General features: G+C 37.4%; 16 protein-coding genes. 15 read left to right on the top strand and 1 reads right to left on the bottom strand.

Annotated features, from left to right (window positions below; genetic code table 11):
- The first annotated feature begins 2 nt into the window (after positions 1–2).
- The 12 genes from cmoB to ACFFHK_RS01725 all read left to right on the top strand — a co-directional run bounded on the left by cmoB (position 3) and on the right by ACFFHK_RS01725 (position 11205).
- Positions 3–968: a tRNA 5-methoxyuridine(34)/uridine 5-oxyacetic acid(34) synthase CmoB gene (gene cmoB / locus ACFFHK_RS01670; protein ID WP_382368324.1), complete on the top strand. Its 966-nt coding sequence runs from the start codon at positions 3–5 to the stop codon at positions 966–968.
- Between the two features lie 340 nt (positions 969–1308).
- The gene (locus ACFFHK_RS01675; protein WP_382368327.1) at positions 1309–2136 is read left to right on the top strand and encodes a helix-turn-helix transcriptional regulator; all 828 of its coding nucleotides are present in this window, start codon (positions 1309–1311) and stop codon (positions 2134–2136) included.
- The gene (locus ACFFHK_RS01680) at positions 2133–2459 is read left to right on the top strand and encodes a hypothetical protein (RefSeq protein ID WP_382368330.1); all 327 of its coding nucleotides are present in this window, start codon (positions 2133–2135) and stop codon (positions 2457–2459) included. The genes ACFFHK_RS01675 and ACFFHK_RS01680 overlap by 4 nt, the downstream gene beginning before the upstream one ends.
- A 26-nt stretch (positions 2460–2485) precedes the next feature.
- Entirely contained in the window at positions 2486–3175 is a 690-nt protein-coding gene (locus ACFFHK_RS01685; protein ID WP_382368333.1) for a YaaW family protein, read from the top strand.
- 34 nt (positions 3176–3209) lie between these two features.
- Positions 3210–3953 (top strand): YaaW family protein, encoded by a 744-nt coding sequence (locus ACFFHK_RS01690; RefSeq protein WP_382368336.1) that lies wholly within the window; start codon positions 3210–3212, stop codon positions 3951–3953.
- A 60-nt stretch (positions 3954–4013) separates the two neighbouring features.
- Positions 4014–4613 carry a DUF896 domain-containing protein gene (locus ACFFHK_RS01695; RefSeq protein WP_382368339.1) on the top strand — a complete coding sequence of 200 codons (600 nt, stop codon included), beginning with the start codon at positions 4014–4016 and terminating at the stop codon, positions 4611–4613.
- 6 nt (positions 4614–4619) lie between these two features.
- Positions 4620–6149 carry a hypothetical protein gene (locus ACFFHK_RS01700; protein WP_382368341.1) on the top strand — a complete coding sequence of 510 codons (1530 nt, stop codon included), beginning with the start codon at positions 4620–4622 and terminating at the stop codon, positions 6147–6149.
- Positions 6150–6164: 15 nt separating this feature from the next.
- Positions 6165–7196, top strand: coding sequence for a hypothetical protein (locus tag ACFFHK_RS01705; RefSeq protein WP_382368344.1), 1032 nt, complete (start codon positions 6165–6167; stop codon positions 7194–7196).
- Between the two features lie 24 nt (positions 7197–7220).
- Positions 7221–7691: a hypothetical protein gene (locus ACFFHK_RS01710; protein WP_382368347.1), complete on the top strand. Its 471-nt coding sequence runs from the start codon at positions 7221–7223 to the stop codon at positions 7689–7691.
- Between the two features lie 194 nt (positions 7692–7885).
- Positions 7886–9175 (top strand): BspA family leucine-rich repeat surface protein, encoded by a 1290-nt coding sequence (locus tag ACFFHK_RS01715; RefSeq protein WP_382368350.1) that lies wholly within the window; start codon positions 7886–7888, stop codon positions 9173–9175.
- A 190-nt stretch (positions 9176–9365) separates the two neighbouring features.
- Positions 9366–10388 (top strand): BspA family leucine-rich repeat surface protein, encoded by a 1023-nt coding sequence (locus tag ACFFHK_RS01720; RefSeq protein ID WP_382368353.1) that lies wholly within the window; start codon positions 9366–9368, stop codon positions 10386–10388.
- 229 nt (positions 10389–10617) lie between these two features.
- The gene (locus ACFFHK_RS01725) at positions 10618–11205 is read left to right on the top strand and encodes an FtsZ/tubulin family protein (protein ID WP_382368356.1); all 588 of its coding nucleotides are present in this window, start codon (positions 10618–10620) and stop codon (positions 11203–11205) included.
- A 90-nt stretch (positions 11206–11295) separates the two neighbouring features.
- Here the strand turns inward: ACFFHK_RS01725 and ttcA are convergent, their stop codons facing one another.
- Positions 11296–12216 (bottom strand): tRNA 2-thiocytidine(32) synthetase TtcA, encoded by a 921-nt coding sequence (ttcA, locus tag ACFFHK_RS01730; RefSeq protein ID WP_382368359.1) that lies wholly within the window; start codon positions 12214–12216, stop codon positions 11296–11298.
- A gap of 268 nt (positions 12217–12484) precedes the next feature.
- On the opposite strand from ttcA, the gene mukF reads away from it, so the two are divergent.
- From mukF to mukB, 3 genes are read left to right on the top strand one after another with little or no spacing between them, the layout of a single operon-like run.
- A complete protein-coding gene (gene mukF / locus ACFFHK_RS01735) occupies positions 12485–13825 on the top strand; it encodes a chromosome partition protein MukF (protein WP_382368362.1) in 1341 nt (446 codons plus the stop codon).
- 21 nt (positions 13826–13846) lie between these two features.
- The gene (mukE, locus tag ACFFHK_RS01740) at positions 13847–14569 is read left to right on the top strand and encodes a chromosome partition protein MukE (RefSeq protein ID WP_382368365.1); all 723 of its coding nucleotides are present in this window, start codon (positions 13847–13849) and stop codon (positions 14567–14569) included.
- Positions 14569–19044 (top strand): chromosome partition protein MukB, encoded by a 4476-nt coding sequence (gene mukB, locus ACFFHK_RS01745; protein ID WP_382368368.1) that lies wholly within the window; start codon positions 14569–14571, stop codon positions 19042–19044. Before mukE ends, mukB begins: the two co-directional genes overlap by 1 nt.
- Positions 19045–19074 lie beyond the last annotated feature (30 nt).

A 19074-nucleotide genomic window follows, 5' to 3' on the forward strand; every position in this document is an offset into this window, starting at 1 on the left:
CTATGTTTGATTTTCGACCATTCTTTCAACAAATTGCTACTACTGAGCTGTCAGACTGGCTAGAGACCTTGCCAGCACAGCTCAAATACTGGCAAACCAATGCCCATGGTGAATATGCCAAATGGGCAAAGGTGGTGGATTTTCTCCCTGAACGTGTTGCTGATCAGATTGATTTACAACATAGTGTTACCGCAAGTTTACATACACCATTAACTGATGGTGAGCGTCAGCGAATGGTACATCACCTCAAACAGCTCATGCCATGGCGCAAAGGACCTTATCATCTCTTTGGCGTGCATATTGATTGTGAATGGCGTTCTGATTTCAAATGGGATCGCCTGCTACCGCATATTTCCCCATTACAAGATCGCCTTGTGTTAGATGTGGGCTGTGGCAGTGGTTATCATATGTGGCGCATGGTTGGCGAGGGTGCAAAAATGGTGGTAGGAATTGATCCAACAGAATTATTCCTCTGCCAGTTTGAGGCGGTCCGTAAATTGCTCAATAATGATCGTCGTGCGAATTTAATTCCATTAGGAATAGAGCAAATGCAGCCATTAGCCGCGTTTGATACGGTGTTTTCGATGGGCGTGTTATATCATCGCAAATCGCCATTGGATCATCTCTCACAACTGAAGGTTCAGCTCAAAAAGGGCGGTGAATTAGTGTTAGAAACCTTAGTTGTTGATGGCGATGAACACACTGTTCTTGTCCCAGGTGAACGTTATGCAAAAATGAAAAACGTCTATTTTATTCCTTCTGTTGCAGCGTTAATAAATTGGCTTGGTAAAACAGGGTTTAATAATATCCGTTGTGTTGATGTAGCAGTAACCTCATTAGCCGAACAGCGTAAAACTGAGTGGTTAGAGAATGAAAGTTTAATTGATTTTCTCGACCCACAAGATTTAAGCAAAACCATTGAAGGCTATCCAGCCCCGAAACGAGCAGTGATTATTGCTGAGAAGTAAATTTTTCTGCTAAAAAAAGCGTGAAATCCTCACGCTTTACATAAAATTTAAAAAAATCCCCCCCCCCAGAGCGCAAAAAACGATTGATTTATCAAGCGAAATAAGCAAAATATCAGCACATTAGTCGCAAAAAGTGATGATTAATAAAAAATTAAAATTTTTTTGCTAGGCGACACAACCTGTCGCACAGTTTTTGATGAATTAGAGTAAACTAACGCTACATTTTTAATTCAACAGCGACAAATACCATGAAAAAACATATTCCGCTCGCACAACGCTTAAGTGCTATTTTATCTCTCCTGAACCATGAGGGGGGGGGGGGAGAATTGATTCTGTCCAGTTGGCAGAAGAGTTCGGCGTTTCCAGCAGAACTATCCAACGAGATATTAACCAACGCTTAGCCTTTCTTCCTTGGGAAGAAAAAGGTCCTCGCTTTTATAAATTAAGCCAAAACAAAATAGATGTTTTAACTGAAGAAGATATTCAACGTTTTGCACTTTTTGCCAGCATTTCTGATTTATTCCCATCAGTCGATAAAGCGTTTTATCAAGAAAAACTCACCCAATCGGTACAAGTTAAAGGCATACAATATGAAAATATTAGTGGTCTAACGGAACAATTTGAGCAATTAAAAGAAGCGATTAACCAACGAAGAAATATTTCATTTAAATATAAAAAAGTGCATTCAGCACACCCCAAATTTTATCAAGTATCACCTTATTCCCTAACAAATAAAAATGGCATTTGGTATTTAATTGCAACCGACCAACTCGATAATCATAAACAAAAAACATTCTGTTTCTCGCAAATCAGTCATTTACGTGTATTAACAGAAACCTATATTCCAAACCAAAAATTTATTGACGAAATAAAACAGAATGACTCCCTCTCTTATGGCAATCAACTTCCTGAAGTGGTGATTCGAGTATCAGACTTTGCTGCCAATTTCTTTTTACGCCGTAATTTATTACCGAATCAAACATTATTACACAAATTAGAGTCAGGGGAATTATTACTCTCCTGCAAAGAGGTGAATGAATTAGATATTTTACCGATTGTGCAATATTGGATTCCGCATTTAACGATTGTTAGCCCAAATGAATTACAAAAAAGAATGTTAGAAAAATTAAATGATTACTTAATTAACCAAAGCGGAGAGGGAAGATGATATTAACGAGTATTCATAATTATAAAAACGCAGCAATAGAACTTATTCCATTAAAAAGCAGCTTTGTGGTTTGTGATGTTGGTATAAGTGAAATGTTGGAGGTGAGCGATTGGTTGGAAGACTATATTGAAAAACACCATTTAACCTGCCGCGTTTATACCAAAAATAGAATGGTATTAGGGTTATCGTATTTATTAAATCCTGCTTGGGGCGTGTTATCGATAGCCTCTATTGCAGCCCATAATTTTATTACCCGCAATCCAGATTATGAAATCGCTAGAGATTTAGCAAATGGACGCGTGGAAGTGGTTTATAAAGGTTAATTTTTTATTAAACATAAGGAAAAAATATGGCATATCGCTTTGATAAAGACTTGGAATTCTTAGGGCAATTAACTGATGAAGAATTAAGTCCATTAGTAGAGATTATCACTAAGGATAAAGATGGTGATTCTCGGTTGACAGAAGAGTTAACTTCCTCTGATGTTTATAAACATTATCACCCGCAACATAGTAAATATTGGAAAGAAATTGCTGCCGAGCTTCAATTATTTGGTGGGAATACTATTGCTTCATTATTTAGAGGGGGCAAAGGTGTTTTATATCGGGAGTTTTTAATTGATGTGGCAAATAAACTAAAAGTAAATTTTAATCCAAAAAGTTCTGTGGAAAGAATTGAGCAGAATTTATTAATAAAACTTTTTGAAGATTTTTATGAGAAATCTCCAAATGGGTTACAAGCTTTATTACCTGAGTTAGATTTATCATTACCTTATTTGAAGACAATGGCAAGTGCAACGCTTTGTTATCAGGTAAGTAGAATGATTTTGATGTCATCAATTTATCGCCCTTACCCACCTATATATGCTCTTATGCCACCTGTACCAACAGCTAATCCAATATTAGGTCCATTGGGTTGGGCAATTACTGCAGGTTGGCTGGCTAATAGTTTAGCGTCCCCTGCATATAGGGTCATCATTCCAGCTGTTATTTATATTGCTTCATTGCGTCTGCAACGTGCAAAAAATATAAATAGTTAATTATTAACCTAAACAATTAAATAAGGAGTAAAACATGGCATATCGCTTTGATACAGACTTGGAGTTTTTAAGTCAATTAACTGATGCAGAATTAGAGCCATTAGTGGATATTATTACTAAGGATAAAGATGGTGATTCTCGTTGGACAGAAACATTAACGACATCTGATGTATATAAACATTATTATCCGCAACATAGTAAATATTGGCAAGAAATTGCGGAAGAAGTTCAATTATTTGGTGGGAATACTATTGTCTCATTATTTAGAGGAGGCAAAGGTGTTTTATATCGGGAAATTTTAATTGATGTCGCAAATAAACTAAAAGTAAATTTTAATAAAGATAGTTCTGTTGAACGAATTGAGCAAAATTTATTTATGAAATTATTTGAGGATATGACAGCTAAAATGACATCTGAAGAATTAAGAGCATTATTAAAGGAATTAGATGTGCCAAATTCGGCAACTTTAACGCCTGAAGTAATGACAACGACTTTTATTACTATTTTTAGAACAGGTGGTTTTAAATCCTATCAAATATCATTATGGCTAGTGAATACAATAATGAAAGCGCTAATTGGAAGAGGCTTAACTATTGGAGGGAATGCTACATTAGCACGAATGCTTGCTGTTGCAACTGGACCAGTTGGTTGGGTAGCGACAGGCATTTGGACTTTATTTGATATTGCTAGCCCTGCTTATCGTGTTACTGTGCCAGCAGTTATTTGTATTGCAGCTTTACGACTTCAATATCAAATGAATCAATCTAACAATCAGTAAAAATAATATTAATCACTAGCTAAGATTAGCTAGTGATTAAAGAAAAATAAGGAGCAGGAAATGTTTAAATTGTTAACACAGGGATCACGATTAAAAAAAATTGCAAAACTATCAAAAAAAGCAAAAGAAGATCAATTAACAGATAAAGAACAAAAAAAGTTAGATACATTACGAAAGGAAGTAACAATGAATGCCCTTCTTCCAGATTCTACATTAGTAGCTATGAAAGCAGTAGAAGCTACGGCAACATCAGCAAAATTTATCGGAAAGGCAGCTAAAGAGATTGCTACTGCTGCAAAATGTAGTGCTGGTTGGCATGCAGGACAATTTAAACCAGCTATCGCTGGACCAGAATGTAAATTAGAAAAGGATTGCCCAGATTGTGGGGAACATGTTGTTATATATAAACACTTTTATACGGAATGGGAATATACGAAGTATGATTCATGTAATGCAGTAAGATTTTGTGAGTATTGTGGAAAAGTTGAACAGGAAGAGCGCCATAATTATGTAATAGTAAGAAAAGATAGCAACTGTAGAATTGTTGAGCGCTGTTTTAGATGTGGTGGTCAAAAAATAGGTAGAGAAGATCATAATTGGATTGAAGCTTTTGGTATAAAGGAATGTCTGGATTGTCATAAAACGATGAAAAAGGAGTAAGCCAAAATGGGGAAAAAACATAAACTTTCGGTGATTAATACAGCGATTGCTGGAGGATTATTCGAGGTTAACTCTCGCTATGGTGATGCAGGTGCAGAATTTCTTAAAGGCTTAAGAGGGGTAGATAATCAGACTGGACAAGTATTTAATCGAGGATTAATACAAATTTCAGAATATAAAATTAATCCAGAGTATGCCGAAAATAATATTAAGCAACAAGCTGGGTTTGCTGCTGAAGTGGTTAGTGTTGCGAAAAAAAATGCAGAAGAAATAATTAAAAAGTCTCACAAACGTTATGCACGTAGCGAAGATGTAGCTGGTTATGGTTCTAATAATAATACTGTTGATATTATTGAACTTTTAGACGGCAAAGAATTATCCACCTCACAAATGAAATTTATTGGAGAAAATAAATTAGGAGATTTGTTAAAAAAAATAGCACGAGGTGATGGTTCTGGAAACAAAAATGATCTATCGCGTTATATGGAGGTAGATAAATTAGAAGTTCCAACAGAACAAGTGGCGTTAGCAAAAAAAATTTGTCGCGAACAAGCCGATAAACTACGGAAACAGGCTAAAAGGTTAGCTGAAAAAAATAAAGAGGAGGCAAATAAGCTTCTTAAACAAGCAGATAATTACGATAAGTTGCATGACAAAATCACTGATTCAGGTTTAACAATCGAACAAGCTATTCAGTATCGTCTTCACCCTACTAGAGAAACAGTTAAAGATATGATAAGTGTCGCTCACCGAGCAGGTATTGAGGGGGCAAAGCTTGGTGCAGCTATTGGAGGCTCAATTTCTGTCGTTACCAATTTGATTGCGGTACATTCAGGAGATAAAGCGTTTTCAGAAGCGATGATAGATAGTGTAACCGATACACTCAAAGCAGCTGGTGTGGGGTATGGTACTGCTTTTGTTGGTTCAACTGTTAAATCATTAATGCAACAATCGCCATCTGCTACCTTGCGCGTTGTAGCTAAAACAGGTTTACCTGGGGCGATTATGAATGTCTGCATGGCGAGTAGTAAATCCATTTATTGTTATACCAAAGGTGAAATTGATGAGTTGGAACTGATACAGGAGGTGGGGAATATCGCTGTTGGTGCAGTATCTACTTCATTATTTACCGTGGTTGGTCAAGGTCTAATACCAATTCCTGTTTTAGGTGGCGTTATTGGTAGTATGGTTGGCGGAATAATTGTGAATACATTTTATGATGGTTTTCTGCAAGCCCTTAACGATGCGAACACTGCAAAAGAAGATCGCATTATCATTGAAATGCAATGTGAAGCAGCGAAAGAACTTTCTCGTCAATACCGTATTGCACTTGAATCTTTATTTGCAAGTAAATTAACTCAATTAGAGGAAGAACGAGCAATATTACAAAATCTTTTTTCTCAAAAAGAGATTTCTGCAGATGATTATTGTGCAGGAATGAATCATTTTGCGTTAGTTTTTGGCAAAAAACTTACTATTAATAATATGGCGGAACTTGATGAAGCCATGCAATCAGATAAACCAATTATCATTTAAGGAGAAGTAAATATTATGGTAATCAATTCAAAAGTTCTCAGTCGCTTAATTGGACCAGCTATTATGGCAGCAACAGGGGTATATAAAGGTGTAAAAGCGTTTAATAATAATAAAGAAGCGAAAGAGATAGAAAAGTATATAAAAGATATCGTTCCTGCTGCTGAACATAATTTAGAACAGAATAGATTGATTGTACAACAAGCACTTTCAGGACTAGGAGAGAAAAAAGCGGATAGTTTACGGCATCATATTGAACCTTTTATTCAAGAATTTCAAAAAATCAAAAATATTGACTTATCTTCTCCAGTACATTCAGCGTTGACAGTAAATGAGTTTAGTCATGTTGTGATAGAAGAGCTGCAAAAACAAATTAATTTTATAACATCTGCAGGATTGGGGGTTGCTGGTGGAGCGACAGGTGGAGTGCTTACTGCATATGGCGCGTATAGTGGTGTAATGTTATTAGGTAAAGCATCTACAGGTACAGCGATTGGTACACTTCATGGAGCTGCTGCGACTAATGCAACGCTTGCATGGTTAGGTGGAGGTCCTATCGCGGCTGGCGGTGGTGGTATTGCAGCAGGAACCCTAGTTTTAGGTACTTTAACGCTAGGAACAGGTCTAGTGATAGCTGGATTTTATATAGACAATAAAGCTAAGCAGAATTTAGAAAATGCACGCAGTAATCTGGCTAAAGCACGTAAATATTGTGAGGACATTAATACTGGTATTTCTATATTGAAAGGTATTGATAATGTGGCGAAATCTATGATTGATCTTTTATCAACATTAAATGCACAAAGTCAGTGTCAGTTGGCAGAATTACAAAAAGTGTTTGAAACACAAGGTTGTGATTATGCTATGTATGATGATAATGCCAAAGAAGTTGTAATGAAAAATATTAAGGTTGTTCAAGCAATGAAAACTCTCATTGATACCCCAATTATTGATGAACAAGGCAACTTATTAAAAGATGCAAGTAGTAATATTGCACAAGTTTCTCAATACGTTAAGAATGGTTTATTAGGTGAAATTCCCTCTGCATAAAAACAAATTATGGAAATTTAACCCATGAAAAAACTCAAAACATTATTAAATATCGCTTTAATATCGTTATGTCCGTTATCGGGAATAAATGCAAATGCAGCAATTTTTATTCCATTTCACGATCGTGGGCATCTAAATAATATGGTGCAAAATCCAGAATGGAAACATTTCGCTAATCATCTTGCGGAGAGTTTTAGCCTCGATGAAATTAAACAAGGTTTCTTAGTTGAACCAATAACAGGTAAAACAATAGAAACCAAACAAGAGATAGTGCGAGTGTTACAAGGGTATCATGTTAAACCTTATTACTATACTTGTGTTATCGGCGGAACAACGGAAACAAAAACGGTCGGCGAGATTGTTGGCGGCTCATTTTTATATCAGGATAATGAAATGGAATATCCGATAGCGTTTTATATTACCCTGCAAGATCTTGAGAATTATAAAATTGCTAAAGAAGAATTAGATGAGTGTTCAATTCATTATTATGAATAAATAATCAAAGTATTAAAGTGCAGAAATAAAATCGCATTAATTCAAAAGATTAATGCGATTTTGTATGAAGAAAAAATTTTTTACAGCCCGACACAACCTGTCGCACACTATTTTCAAAGATCCACTACACTAGGTTTGAACTTTTATTCAATTTACAACTTATCTTATTTAAAAAACTGTCTAGGGGAATTGCGATGTTTAATCAAACCAAACAACCAACGATTATTGCAACTGATGAAACTATTCGTCAAATTGTGAAAGATGAAATAGCCCGATTGGGAGATAACGCTGATTTAAATCATATTGATGTGAGTCAGGTAACGGATATGTCGGGTATGTTTTCTGGCTCAGAATTTAACGGCGATATTTCCCAATGGAATGTGAGTAACGTAACGGATATGTATAAGATGTTTGCTAACTCACAATTTAACGGTGATATTTCCCAATGGAATGTCAGTAGTGTAACGGATATGTCGGGTATGTTTTCTGGCTCAGAATTTAACGGCGATATTTCGCAATGGAATGTGAGTAACGTAACGGATATGTATAATATGTTTGCTAACTCACAATTTAACGGTGATATTTCCCAATGGAATGTGAGTAACGTAACGGATATGAAGGGGATGTTTAATGCTTCTAAATTTAATGGTGATATTTCACGCTGGAATGTGAGTAACGTAACGGATATGATTTGGATGTTTTATAAATCACAATTTAACGGCGATATTTCGCAATGGAATGTGAGTAACGTAACGAATATGAGAGCTATGTTTGCTAAATCACAATTTAACGGCGATATTTCACAATGGAATGTCAGTAGTGTAATGAATATGAGCTTTATGTTTGCTGGCTCACAATTTAATGGCGATATTTCGCAGTGGAATGTCAGTAACGTAACGAATATGAGTGCTATGTTTGCTGAATCACAATTTAACGGCGATATTTCCCAATGGAATGTCAGTAATGTAACGGATATGCAGAGAATGTTTTCTGAATCACAATTTAACGGTGATATTTCGCAATGGAATGTGAGTAACGTAACGGATATGAGCTTTATGTTTAAGCGCTCAGAATTTAACGGCGATATTTCCCAATGGAATGTGAGTAACGTAACAGATATGCAGGGGATGTTTTGTGTTTCAGCATTTAACAGTGATATTTCGCAATGGAATGTGAGTAACGTTACTGATATGAGTGGGATGTTTTATGTTTCACCATTTAACGGTGATATTTCGCAATGGAATGTGAGTAATGTATGGAATATGAGCTTTATGTTTGAGCGATCACAATTTAACGGCGATATTTCACAATGGAATGTGAGTAACGTTACCAATATGTCAGTGATGTTTAGAATTTCGAAATTTAATGGCGATATATCTCAATGGGATGTGAGTAATGTTACTGATATGAGAGAGATGTTTTATTTGTCTAAACTAAAAATCGATGTTTTTAAATGTAAAATCCGCAAAGATTGCAAGCGGTAAAATAGCGTGATTCAAAACAGCAAATAGCATTAATTCAGCAGGATTAATGCTATTTTTTTATAAAAGTGAAAAATTTTTCTTCCCCGACACAACCTGTCGCACACTATTTTCAAAGATCCACTACACTAGGCTAGAACTTTTATTCAATTTACAACTTATCTTATTTAAAAAACTGTCTAGGAGAATTGCGATGTTTAATCAAACCAAACAACCAACGATTATTGCCACCAATGACACCATTCACCAAATTGTGAAAGATGAAATAGCCCGATTGGGAAATAACGCTGATTTAAATCATATTGATGTGAGTCAGGTAACGGATATGTCTGGAGTATTCCGCTCTTCTCAATTTAATGATGATCTCTTGCAATTTAATGGAGATATTTCCCAATGGGATGTGAGTAACGTAAAGAATATGTCGAAGATGTTTGCTTGTTCATCATTTAATGGGGATATTTCCCAATGGAATGTCAGTCATGTAACCAATATGGCTGGAATGTTTTATGCCTCACAATTTAAGGGCGATATCTCCAAATGGGATGTGAGAAATGTAACGAATATGTTGGTGATGTTTTATGGTTCTCAATTTAATGGTGATATCTCTCAATGGGACGTGAGCCAAGTAACGAATATGTCGGGGATGTTTTATGGTTCTCAATTTAATAATGATATTTCCCAATGGGATGTAAGTAATGTTATTAATATGTCAGAAATGTTTAAAAAATCACTATTTGAGGGTGATCTCTCTCAGTGGAATATGAGTAATGTTACTGATATATCAGGAATGTTTGCATTTTCTAGCTTTAATAGTGATGTTTCCAGTTGGGATATAAGTAATGTAATTAATATGTCTGGAATATTTACTTATTCACAATTTACAGGGGATATTTCGCAGTGGAATGTAAGTAATGCGACGAATATGTCGGGGATGTTTGCTTATTCCCAATTTAACAGTGATATTTCGCAATGGGATGTAAGTAATGTAACCAATATGTCTGGAATGTTTTTTAAATCACAATTTAATGGCGATATATCTCAATGGGATGTTTGGCAGGTAACTGATATGAATATAATGTTTATTGAATCACAATTTAATGGCGATATTTCCCAATGGGATGTGAGCAATGTTACTGATATGACGGATATGTTTGTTGAATCAAGATTCAATGGTGATATTTCAGAATGGAATATTCGCGAAGATTGTAAACGGTAAAATAGCATGATTCAAAACAGCAAATAGCATTAATTCAGCAGGATTAATGCTATTTTTTTAAGAAGAAAAAATTTTTTACAGCCCGACACAACCTGTCGCACACTATTTTCAAAGATCCACTACACTAGGTTTGTATTTTGATTTTGTGCATAAAGTACAGATAAAAATATATTTAAATTAAATTTGTTCGTTAACTAGATTTAAAATGAATTATCTTATAGGAGTAAATATGCGTAGTAATCAATTAATCGGTGTCCTTGGTATTGGTGGCTGTGGTTTAAATGCACTGAATTATATTATAGATAATATACAGATGAACGCTGATAATGAAGCGTTTATTGTTGCTAATGGCAGTAATAAATATTTATTTTATGCTATCGATCGAAATAAAGAGGTATTAAATAAAAGTAAAGCTCAAATGCGTTGGCATTTAAGTGATAAATTAGATGAAATTTCAACTGAAGAAAAGTTGGAAACGAAATTACAACAAATGGTTGGTACTTGTGATTTTGTTATTCTTGTTTCAGGCGGTGGCGGTCAGACAGGTTCTATTGTTACACCTGCGATTGCGGATAAATTGAAATCCCTTAATATTCCTTGTTTGGCGATAGTGGTCATGCCGTTTGATTTTGAGGGAAAAAAACGTCATGAGGTGGCTGAAAGTACGGTAAATAAATTGAATGAATCTTGTATAACAAAAGTGATAAACAATACTATATTACAACAAACAGAAGATGCTTCATTTTTACAAATGCTCAATAATGTTAATCAGGAAATTATGTGGCTTGTATTAAATTTTAATAAGATTATCGAATAATATATAAAACCCAATCTGGCAGCCATTATTAACCAACCTTTGCCTGCCAGATTTATTAGGTAGAAGAATATTACATTATTGAGTATTTCATTAATTCACTTCCCGAAAACTAATCTGCGTTTCTGCGAAGAAATCATTATCTTCATCGTGCATCACGGGCGCAGTTGGAATCTCAGGTTTATCAAAGGCAATATCACCCTCAATATTTTCTAATGTGCTGCCATGGCGAATATTTTGGAAATCAAATAAATTTGGATCACATAAATGTGATGGCACGACATTTTGCAAGGCACTAAACATTGTTTCAATTCTACCTGGGTATTGGCGATCCCAAGCTTGTAGCATCTCCTTGATCACTTGGCGTTGTAAATTAGGTTGAGAACCACACAGGTTGCAAGGAATAATCGGGAACTGTTTCGCTTCAGCGTAACGTGCAATATCTTTTTCGCGGCAATAGGCTAGTGGGCGAATCACAATCTGTTTGCCATCATCACTGATTAATTTTGGTGGCATACTTTTCATTTTACCGCCATAGAACATATTCAGGAATAAAGTTTCCAGCATGTCATCACGATGATGCCCAAGGGCAATTTTGGTTGCGCCCAATTCTGTGGCGGTGCGATATAAAATCCCACGACGCAAACGAGAGCAGAGCGAACAGGTGGTTTTCCCCTCTGGAATTTTTTCTTTCACAATGCCATAAGTATTTTCTTCAACAATTTTATATTCCACGCCTAATTGCGACAGGTAATTTGGCAACACCTCTTCAGGAAAACCTGGTTGTTTTTGATCAAGATTCACTGCCACAATCTCAAAATTGATTGGCGCGTTGAGTTTGAGGTTGAGCAAAATATCTAATAGGGTATAGCTATCTTTTCCGCCAGATAGACACACCATAACCCGATCGCCCTCTTCGATCATATTAAAATCGGCAATCGCTTTACCGACTTCACGACGTAAACGTTTATGCAATTTGTTGAGGTTATAAATCTGTTTTTTTTCTAAAGACATAATGAATCATCAGTTTTTCAGCTAAAAAATCGGTTTGCTATGGTAAGGACTTTGGATTTTTTTGCAATAAATTTATTGCGGAGCGGGCGAGAAATCAGCATTGAGACAAAAAATTTGTTTGTTATAGGGAGAATAGGCGGATTATCGTCGAGAAATGAGGCGATCTTGTTAAATAACCTTTAGAGAAATACTATTTTTTTGCTAGAATGTCGCCTGTTTTTGCGAATTATTTGATCAAAATAAACCTCAGTTATCTAGGTAATTAATAATGAGTGAATCAACTCAAACCATTCCTGAAATGATCTCGTGGGTAAAAGAGCGAGAGTTTAATTTAAATCTTACGACAGAACGTTTAGCTTTTTTGCTGGCGATCACGATGTTTAATAGTGAGCGTTTTGCGGGTGAGATGGAAGAGAGCGATTTAGTCGATCTTTTCCGTCATGTTTCCAAAGCATTAGGGCAGTCGGAAGATACCTTAGTTCAACGTGCGAATAATGCGATTAATGATCTGGTCAAGCAGCGTCTGCTTAATCGCTTTAGTAGCGAATTTACCGAAGGCTTAGCAATCTACCGTTTAACGCCATTAGGGGTCGGCATTTCTGATTATTATATCCGTCAACGTGAATTTTCTGCTTTGCGCCTTTCTGTGCAATTATCGATTGTCGCAGATGAGATTCAACGTGCTGCTGAAGCCGCAGAAAATGATGGTGATGACTATTATTGGCGGCGAGAAGTCTTTGCCCCATTAAAATATTCCGTTGCAGAAATTTTTGACAGTATTGATTTATCGCAACGCATTATGGACGAAAGTCAACAGCATACCAAAGAAGAAATTGCTGAATTATTGAGTAAAGATTGGCAAGCGGCAATTTCTAGTTGTGAACGATTATTAGATGAAACCTCAGGGAATTTACGCGAGCTGCAAGATACTTTAAATGCGGCTGGCGATAAATTGCAAGCAGGGTTATTACGCATTCAAGATTGTTTGCTCGGTAGACAATCATTAGATTTTGTTGCGCAACTTATTATTAGTTTACAACTTAAATTAGATCGCATTATTAGCTGGGGGCAACAAGCGATTGACTTGTGGATCAGCTATGACCGCCATGTGCATAAATTTATCCGTACGGCAATCGATTTGGATAAAAATCGGGTATTTGCGCAACGTTTACGCCGTTCGATAACGGATTATTTTGCGGCGCCATTCTATTTATGGCACGTGCAAGCCGAACGTTTAATTGATTTGCGTGATGAAGAGTTGGCATTGCGTGAAGAAGAAGCGTTAGGCGAATTGCCAGCAGAATTAGAATTTGAATCGCTACAAACGGTGCATGAACAAATTACCGAAACGATGCAGCGCTTATTGATCCAATATTATCAAGATCAGAAACCGATAGAATTAAGTGCGGTATTACGAGAGCAACTTGATCGTTATCCACAATCGCAACATTTTGATGTAGCAAGAATTATTGTGGATCAAGCGGTGCGACTTGGGATTGCGAGCCAAGATTTTAGCGGTCATGTCCCACAATGGCAGGCAATCAATGCGTTTGGTGCGGAAGTACAAGCACACCCGATTGATGAATATAATCCTCAAGCAAAGAAATAACGTTAATTAAGCGAATGAATTATGAGTGAAACCACGTCTTACGAACCTATTCCAAAAGCGTTAGCAACAGCGATTGCTAACCCATTATTTCCATTAGTTGATAGCCAATTACGTTCAGGGCGTCATATTAGTCTTGATCAGTTAGAGCAACACGCTTTTTTATTAGATTTTCAAACCGAATTAGAACTTTTTTACCGTCGTTATAATGTTGAATTGATCCGCGCGCCTGAGGGCTTCTTCTATTTACGCCCTAAAGCAACAACCTTGATTGCGCGAAGTGTGTTATCGGAATTAGAAATGTTGGTCGGTAAGGTACTTTGTTATCTCTATTTAAGTCCAGAGCGTCTAGCACAGCAAGGCATTTTTACTGTACAAGAAGTCTATGATGAATTATTGAATTTAGCCGATGAAAGTAAATTGCTTAAAATCGTCAATCAACGTTCTAGCGGTTCAGATTTGGATAAACAAAAATTAGCTGAGAAAGTACGGGCTGCTGTGGGACGTTTACGCCGTTTAGGTATGTTACAAACGATAGGTGATCAACATAGTGGTAAGTTTGTGATCTCTGAAGCGGTGTTTCGTTTTGGTGCAGAAGTGCGTAGTGGCGAAGATCTACAAGCTGCACAGCTACGCCTAATCCGTGAGGGAGAAATTGCGACACCTGATTCATTGCAAGTTGATGACAATAATGCAGGCGATGCTGAAGAGCTAGATGAGAATGATTTTGAGGAAGGGAACGAATAATGGCAGAGTTAGAGATGGACGCATTAGTACCTCAACAAGTTGAGGTGGCAACAAATGTAAAAACGAATGCAGAACGTGGTAAATTTCGGTCGCTCACTTTAATTAACTGGAACGGTTTCTTTGCGCGCACCTTTGATCTTGATGAGTTAGTTACTACGCTGTCAGGGGGAAATGGGGCTGGAAAATCCACCACAATGGCAGGCTTTGTTACCGCATTAATTCCAGATTTAACCTTATTACATTTCCGTAATACCACCGAAGCGGGCGCATCAGGCGGTTCGCGTGATAAAGGGCTATATGGTAAGTTACGTCCAGGTATCTGTTATGCCATTTTGGATACCATAAACTCTCACCATCAACGTGCATTGGTGGGCGTGCGTTTGCAGCAAATTGCGGGGCGTGATCGAAAAGTGGATATTAAAGCGATCTCAATTCAAGGATTACCACTTTCAATTTCCCCAACAGAAGTTTTCACCGATAAAATTTCTGATACCCAAGCGAAAGTGATTGGTTTACCTGAAGTCAAAGACAAAGCAGAAGCATTAGGCGGTAGCTTTAAGCAATATCATTCAGTCGCGGATTATCATAGCTTTATGTTTGATATGGGGATTATTCCAAAACGCTTACGTTCTTCTTCTGATCGAAATAAATTCTATAAATTAATTGAAGCCTCTCTGTATGGGGGAATTTCGTCTGCAATTACGCGTTCGTTGCGCGATTATTTATTACCTGAAAATGTTGGCGTGAAAAAAGCATTCCAAGATATGGAAGTAGCATTGCGCGAAAACCGCATGACATTGGAAGCGATTAAAGTTACCCAAGCTGACCGAGATTTGTTTAAACATTTAATTACACAATCTACTGATTATGTGGCGGCAGATTATATGCGTCATGCTAATGAGAGACGCAATAATATTTCGTTACTTTTGGGACAACGTAACGAATTGTTCCAAACCAAACAACAACTCAATCTAGCACAACATAATATTGTTGATTTTAGTCGTGAAGTTAGCCAGCTAAAAGAAGCGGAAAAAACGCTAGAAGTCGATTATCAAAGTGCGAACGATCACTATAATTTGGTGGTGAATGCACAACATCATCAAGAAAAGATCGAACGTTATCAAGAAGATGTTGCTGAGTTAAGTGAAAAAATTGAGGAACAACAAGAAATTGTTGAAGAGGCACAAATTACCTTAGCCGAGCAACAAGAAAATGTTGAAGTGATTGAGGGCGAAATTGAGTCTATTCGTGATCAATTAACGGATTATCAACAAGCATTAAATGCACAGCAAACCCGCAGTGTGCAATATCAACAAGCGATTCAAACATTAGAAAAAGCCAAAAATATTACAGGGATTGCTAATTTAACCCCAGAAAGTGCGGAGCAGTATCAAGCAGAATTTAGCGAACAGGCAGAGGCTTTAACTGAGCGAGTATTAGAATTAGAACAAAAATTGTCAGTCGTCGATATTGCGAAAACACAATTTGATAAAGCGTATCAGTTGGTTTGTAAGATTCAAGGTGATGTTGCTCGTGGTGAAGCGTGGCAACAAGCGAAACAAATTTTGCGTGATTATCCTGCACAAAAACTGCAGCAACAACAGGCAAATGAACTGAAAGCTAAATTGGCTGAGTTACAACAAAAAGCCGATCAACAACAACGTGTTCAACAACAATTAGCGGCATTTAATCAACAAACAGGGCAATCGCTACAAGATGCAGACGCACTCGAACAATATGCGTTGCAGCAAGAAGATCGCAGCGAAACAGTAGAGGAACAGTTGAATGCCTTGATTGAACAGCGTTCTGAATTACGTCAACAACGTGAACATTTTCAAGCGATTTACCAACAAAATAGCCAAAAAGCACCATTATGGCTAACGGCGCAAGCGGCATTAGAGCGTATTCAAGAGCAAGTAAATCAACAATTCCACAGTTCACAAAGCGTTATGGATTTTATGCAAAATCAATTAACTAAAGAACGGGAATTGATTATTCAACGTGATCAGCTTGATGCGAAGAAACAAGATCTTGAACAACAGATTTTACGTTTAACGCAACCAGATGGTTCAGAAGACCCACGTTTGAACCAACTCGCTGAAAAGTTTGGCGGTGTGTTGTTATCTGAGTTGTATGATGATGTGGATATTAGCGATGCTCCTTATTTTTCTGCGTTATACGGTCCAGCTCGCCACGCGATTGTGGTGCGAGATTTAGAGGCAGTGAAGCCATTATTACAAGAGTTACAAGATTGTCCAGATGATCTCTATTTGATTGAGGGTGATCCAAACTCCTTTGATGATAGCGTGTTGTCGGCACAAGAATTAGCGTGTGGTGTCGTCGTACAGGTTTCACAACGTGAATTACGTTATTCGACTTTCCCAGAAATTCCGCTATTTGGGCGTGCGGCACGAGAAAAACATCTAGAAACCTTACGTCAACAACGTGATGAAGTCGCAGAGCAGTTTGCGCAAATTTCATTTGATGTCCAGAAATGCCAGCGTTTACATCAACAACTCAGTCAATTTGTTGGCTCACATCTTGCATTAGCGTTTGAAGTTGATCCAGAAGAATTAATGCGTGAAGCACAACAACAACGTAATGAAGTTGAGCGTGAATTAGCAAAATTAACTGATCAAGAACAACAAGCACGCAGTCAGTTGGCGGAAGTTCGTCAGCAGTTGCAACAGCTGAATAAATTATTGCCGAATTTGGCATTGCTCGCCGAAGAAAGTTTGCTAGAACAAATTGATGAATATCAAGCACAACTGGAAGTGGCGGAAGAAAATGCGGTGTATGTGCGGCAAAAAGGGCATTTAATTGAGCAATTAGAACCGATTGCAACTGCATTACAGAGTGATCCAGAACAGCACGATAGTTTACAAGCTGAATATCAACGTGCAGTGGAATTACAAAAACAACTGCAACAACGTTTGTTTGCGGTAACAGATGTGGTAAGCCGTTTAGCACACTTTAGTTATCGTGAAAGTGCCGAAGTGGAAACCTCAGAATTGAGTGTGAAATTGCGTGAGCGTTTAGAGCAGATGCAACAACAACGTGAGCAAAAACGCCAAGCATTGCAACAAGCCCAAAATCAACTCAGCCAATATCAACAAGTATTGACAGGGTTAACCACTTCAAAAGAGATTAAGCAACAAACGTTACAAGAGTTACTTGATGAAGTAGCACAATTAGGCGTAAAAGTTGATGCTGATGCCGAAATACGGGCGAAAAATCGCCGTGATGAGCTTTATCAACAACTTTCTGTTAATCGTCAACGGTATAGCTACCTCGAGAAACAGTTGGCGGTGCTAGAGAACGAAACGGATAGTTTAACGAAGAGCTTGCGGAAATTAGAGCGAGATTATAAGGCGCAACGTGAAGTTGTCGTGGCGGCGAAAGTGAGTTGGTGTGCGGTACAACGCTTATCTCGCCATAGTGATGTTGAAAAACGTTTACACCGCCGTGAGTTAGCCTATTTATCGGCTGAAGAGCTACGTTCCATGTCGGATAAAGCATTAGGGGCGTTGCGTAATGCGGTCGTGGATAATGAATACTTAAGAGATGCGTTGCGTTTATCGGAAAATTCCGCTAAACCTGAATATAAAGTGAAATTCTTTATTGCGGTGTATCAACATTTACGTGAACGTATTCGTCAGGATATTTTAAAAACTGATGATCCGATTGATGCGATTGAACAAATGGAAGTTGAGTTAGCACGTTTAACAGAAGAGTTAACGAGCCGTGAACAAAAATTGGCGATTAGTGCGGATAGTGTTGCTAATATTATGCGGAAGACCATTCAACGTGAACAAAATCGGATTCGTTTATTAAACCAAGGATTACAAAATATTGCCTTTGGGCAGGTAAAAAGTGTACGTTTAGTGGTGAATATTCGAGATACGCACGCGATGTTGCTAGATGCGTTATCGGGCAAACAAGCGGAATATGAAGATCTGTTTAATAATAATAAACTGACTTTCTCGGAAGCACTGGCTAAGTTGTATCAACGTTTAAATCCACATCTTGATATGGGACAACGTAGCCCACAAACGATTGGCGAAGAATTATTAGATTATCGCCATTATTTAGATCTTGAGGTAGAGGTGTTCCGTGGTGCGGACGGCTGGTTGCGTGCAGAGAGTGGGGCATTATCTACTGGGGAAGCGATTGGTACGGGAATGTCGATCTTGTTAATGGTAGTTCAAAGTTGGGAAGAGGAGTCTCGCCGCTTACGAGGTAAAGAGATTGTTCCTTGCCGATTGTTATTCTTAGATGAAGCGGCACGTTTGGACGCAAAATCGATTTCAACCTTGTTTGAACTCTGTGATCGTCTTGATATGCAGTTATTAATTGCCGCACCAGAAAATATCAGTCCAGAAAAAGGAACGACTTATAAGCTAGTGCGTAAGATTGCACATAATCAAGAGTTTGTACATGTCGTTGGTTTGAAAGGGTTTGGTGCCACGCACTAAATATCAGTAAAAAAATGCGGTGAAAGCCGC

It is taken from the genome of Gallibacterium trehalosifermentans (genome assembly GCF_042433055.1).
GTDB lineage: Bacteria > Pseudomonadota > Gammaproteobacteria > Enterobacterales > Pasteurellaceae > Gallibacterium > Gallibacterium trehalosifermentans.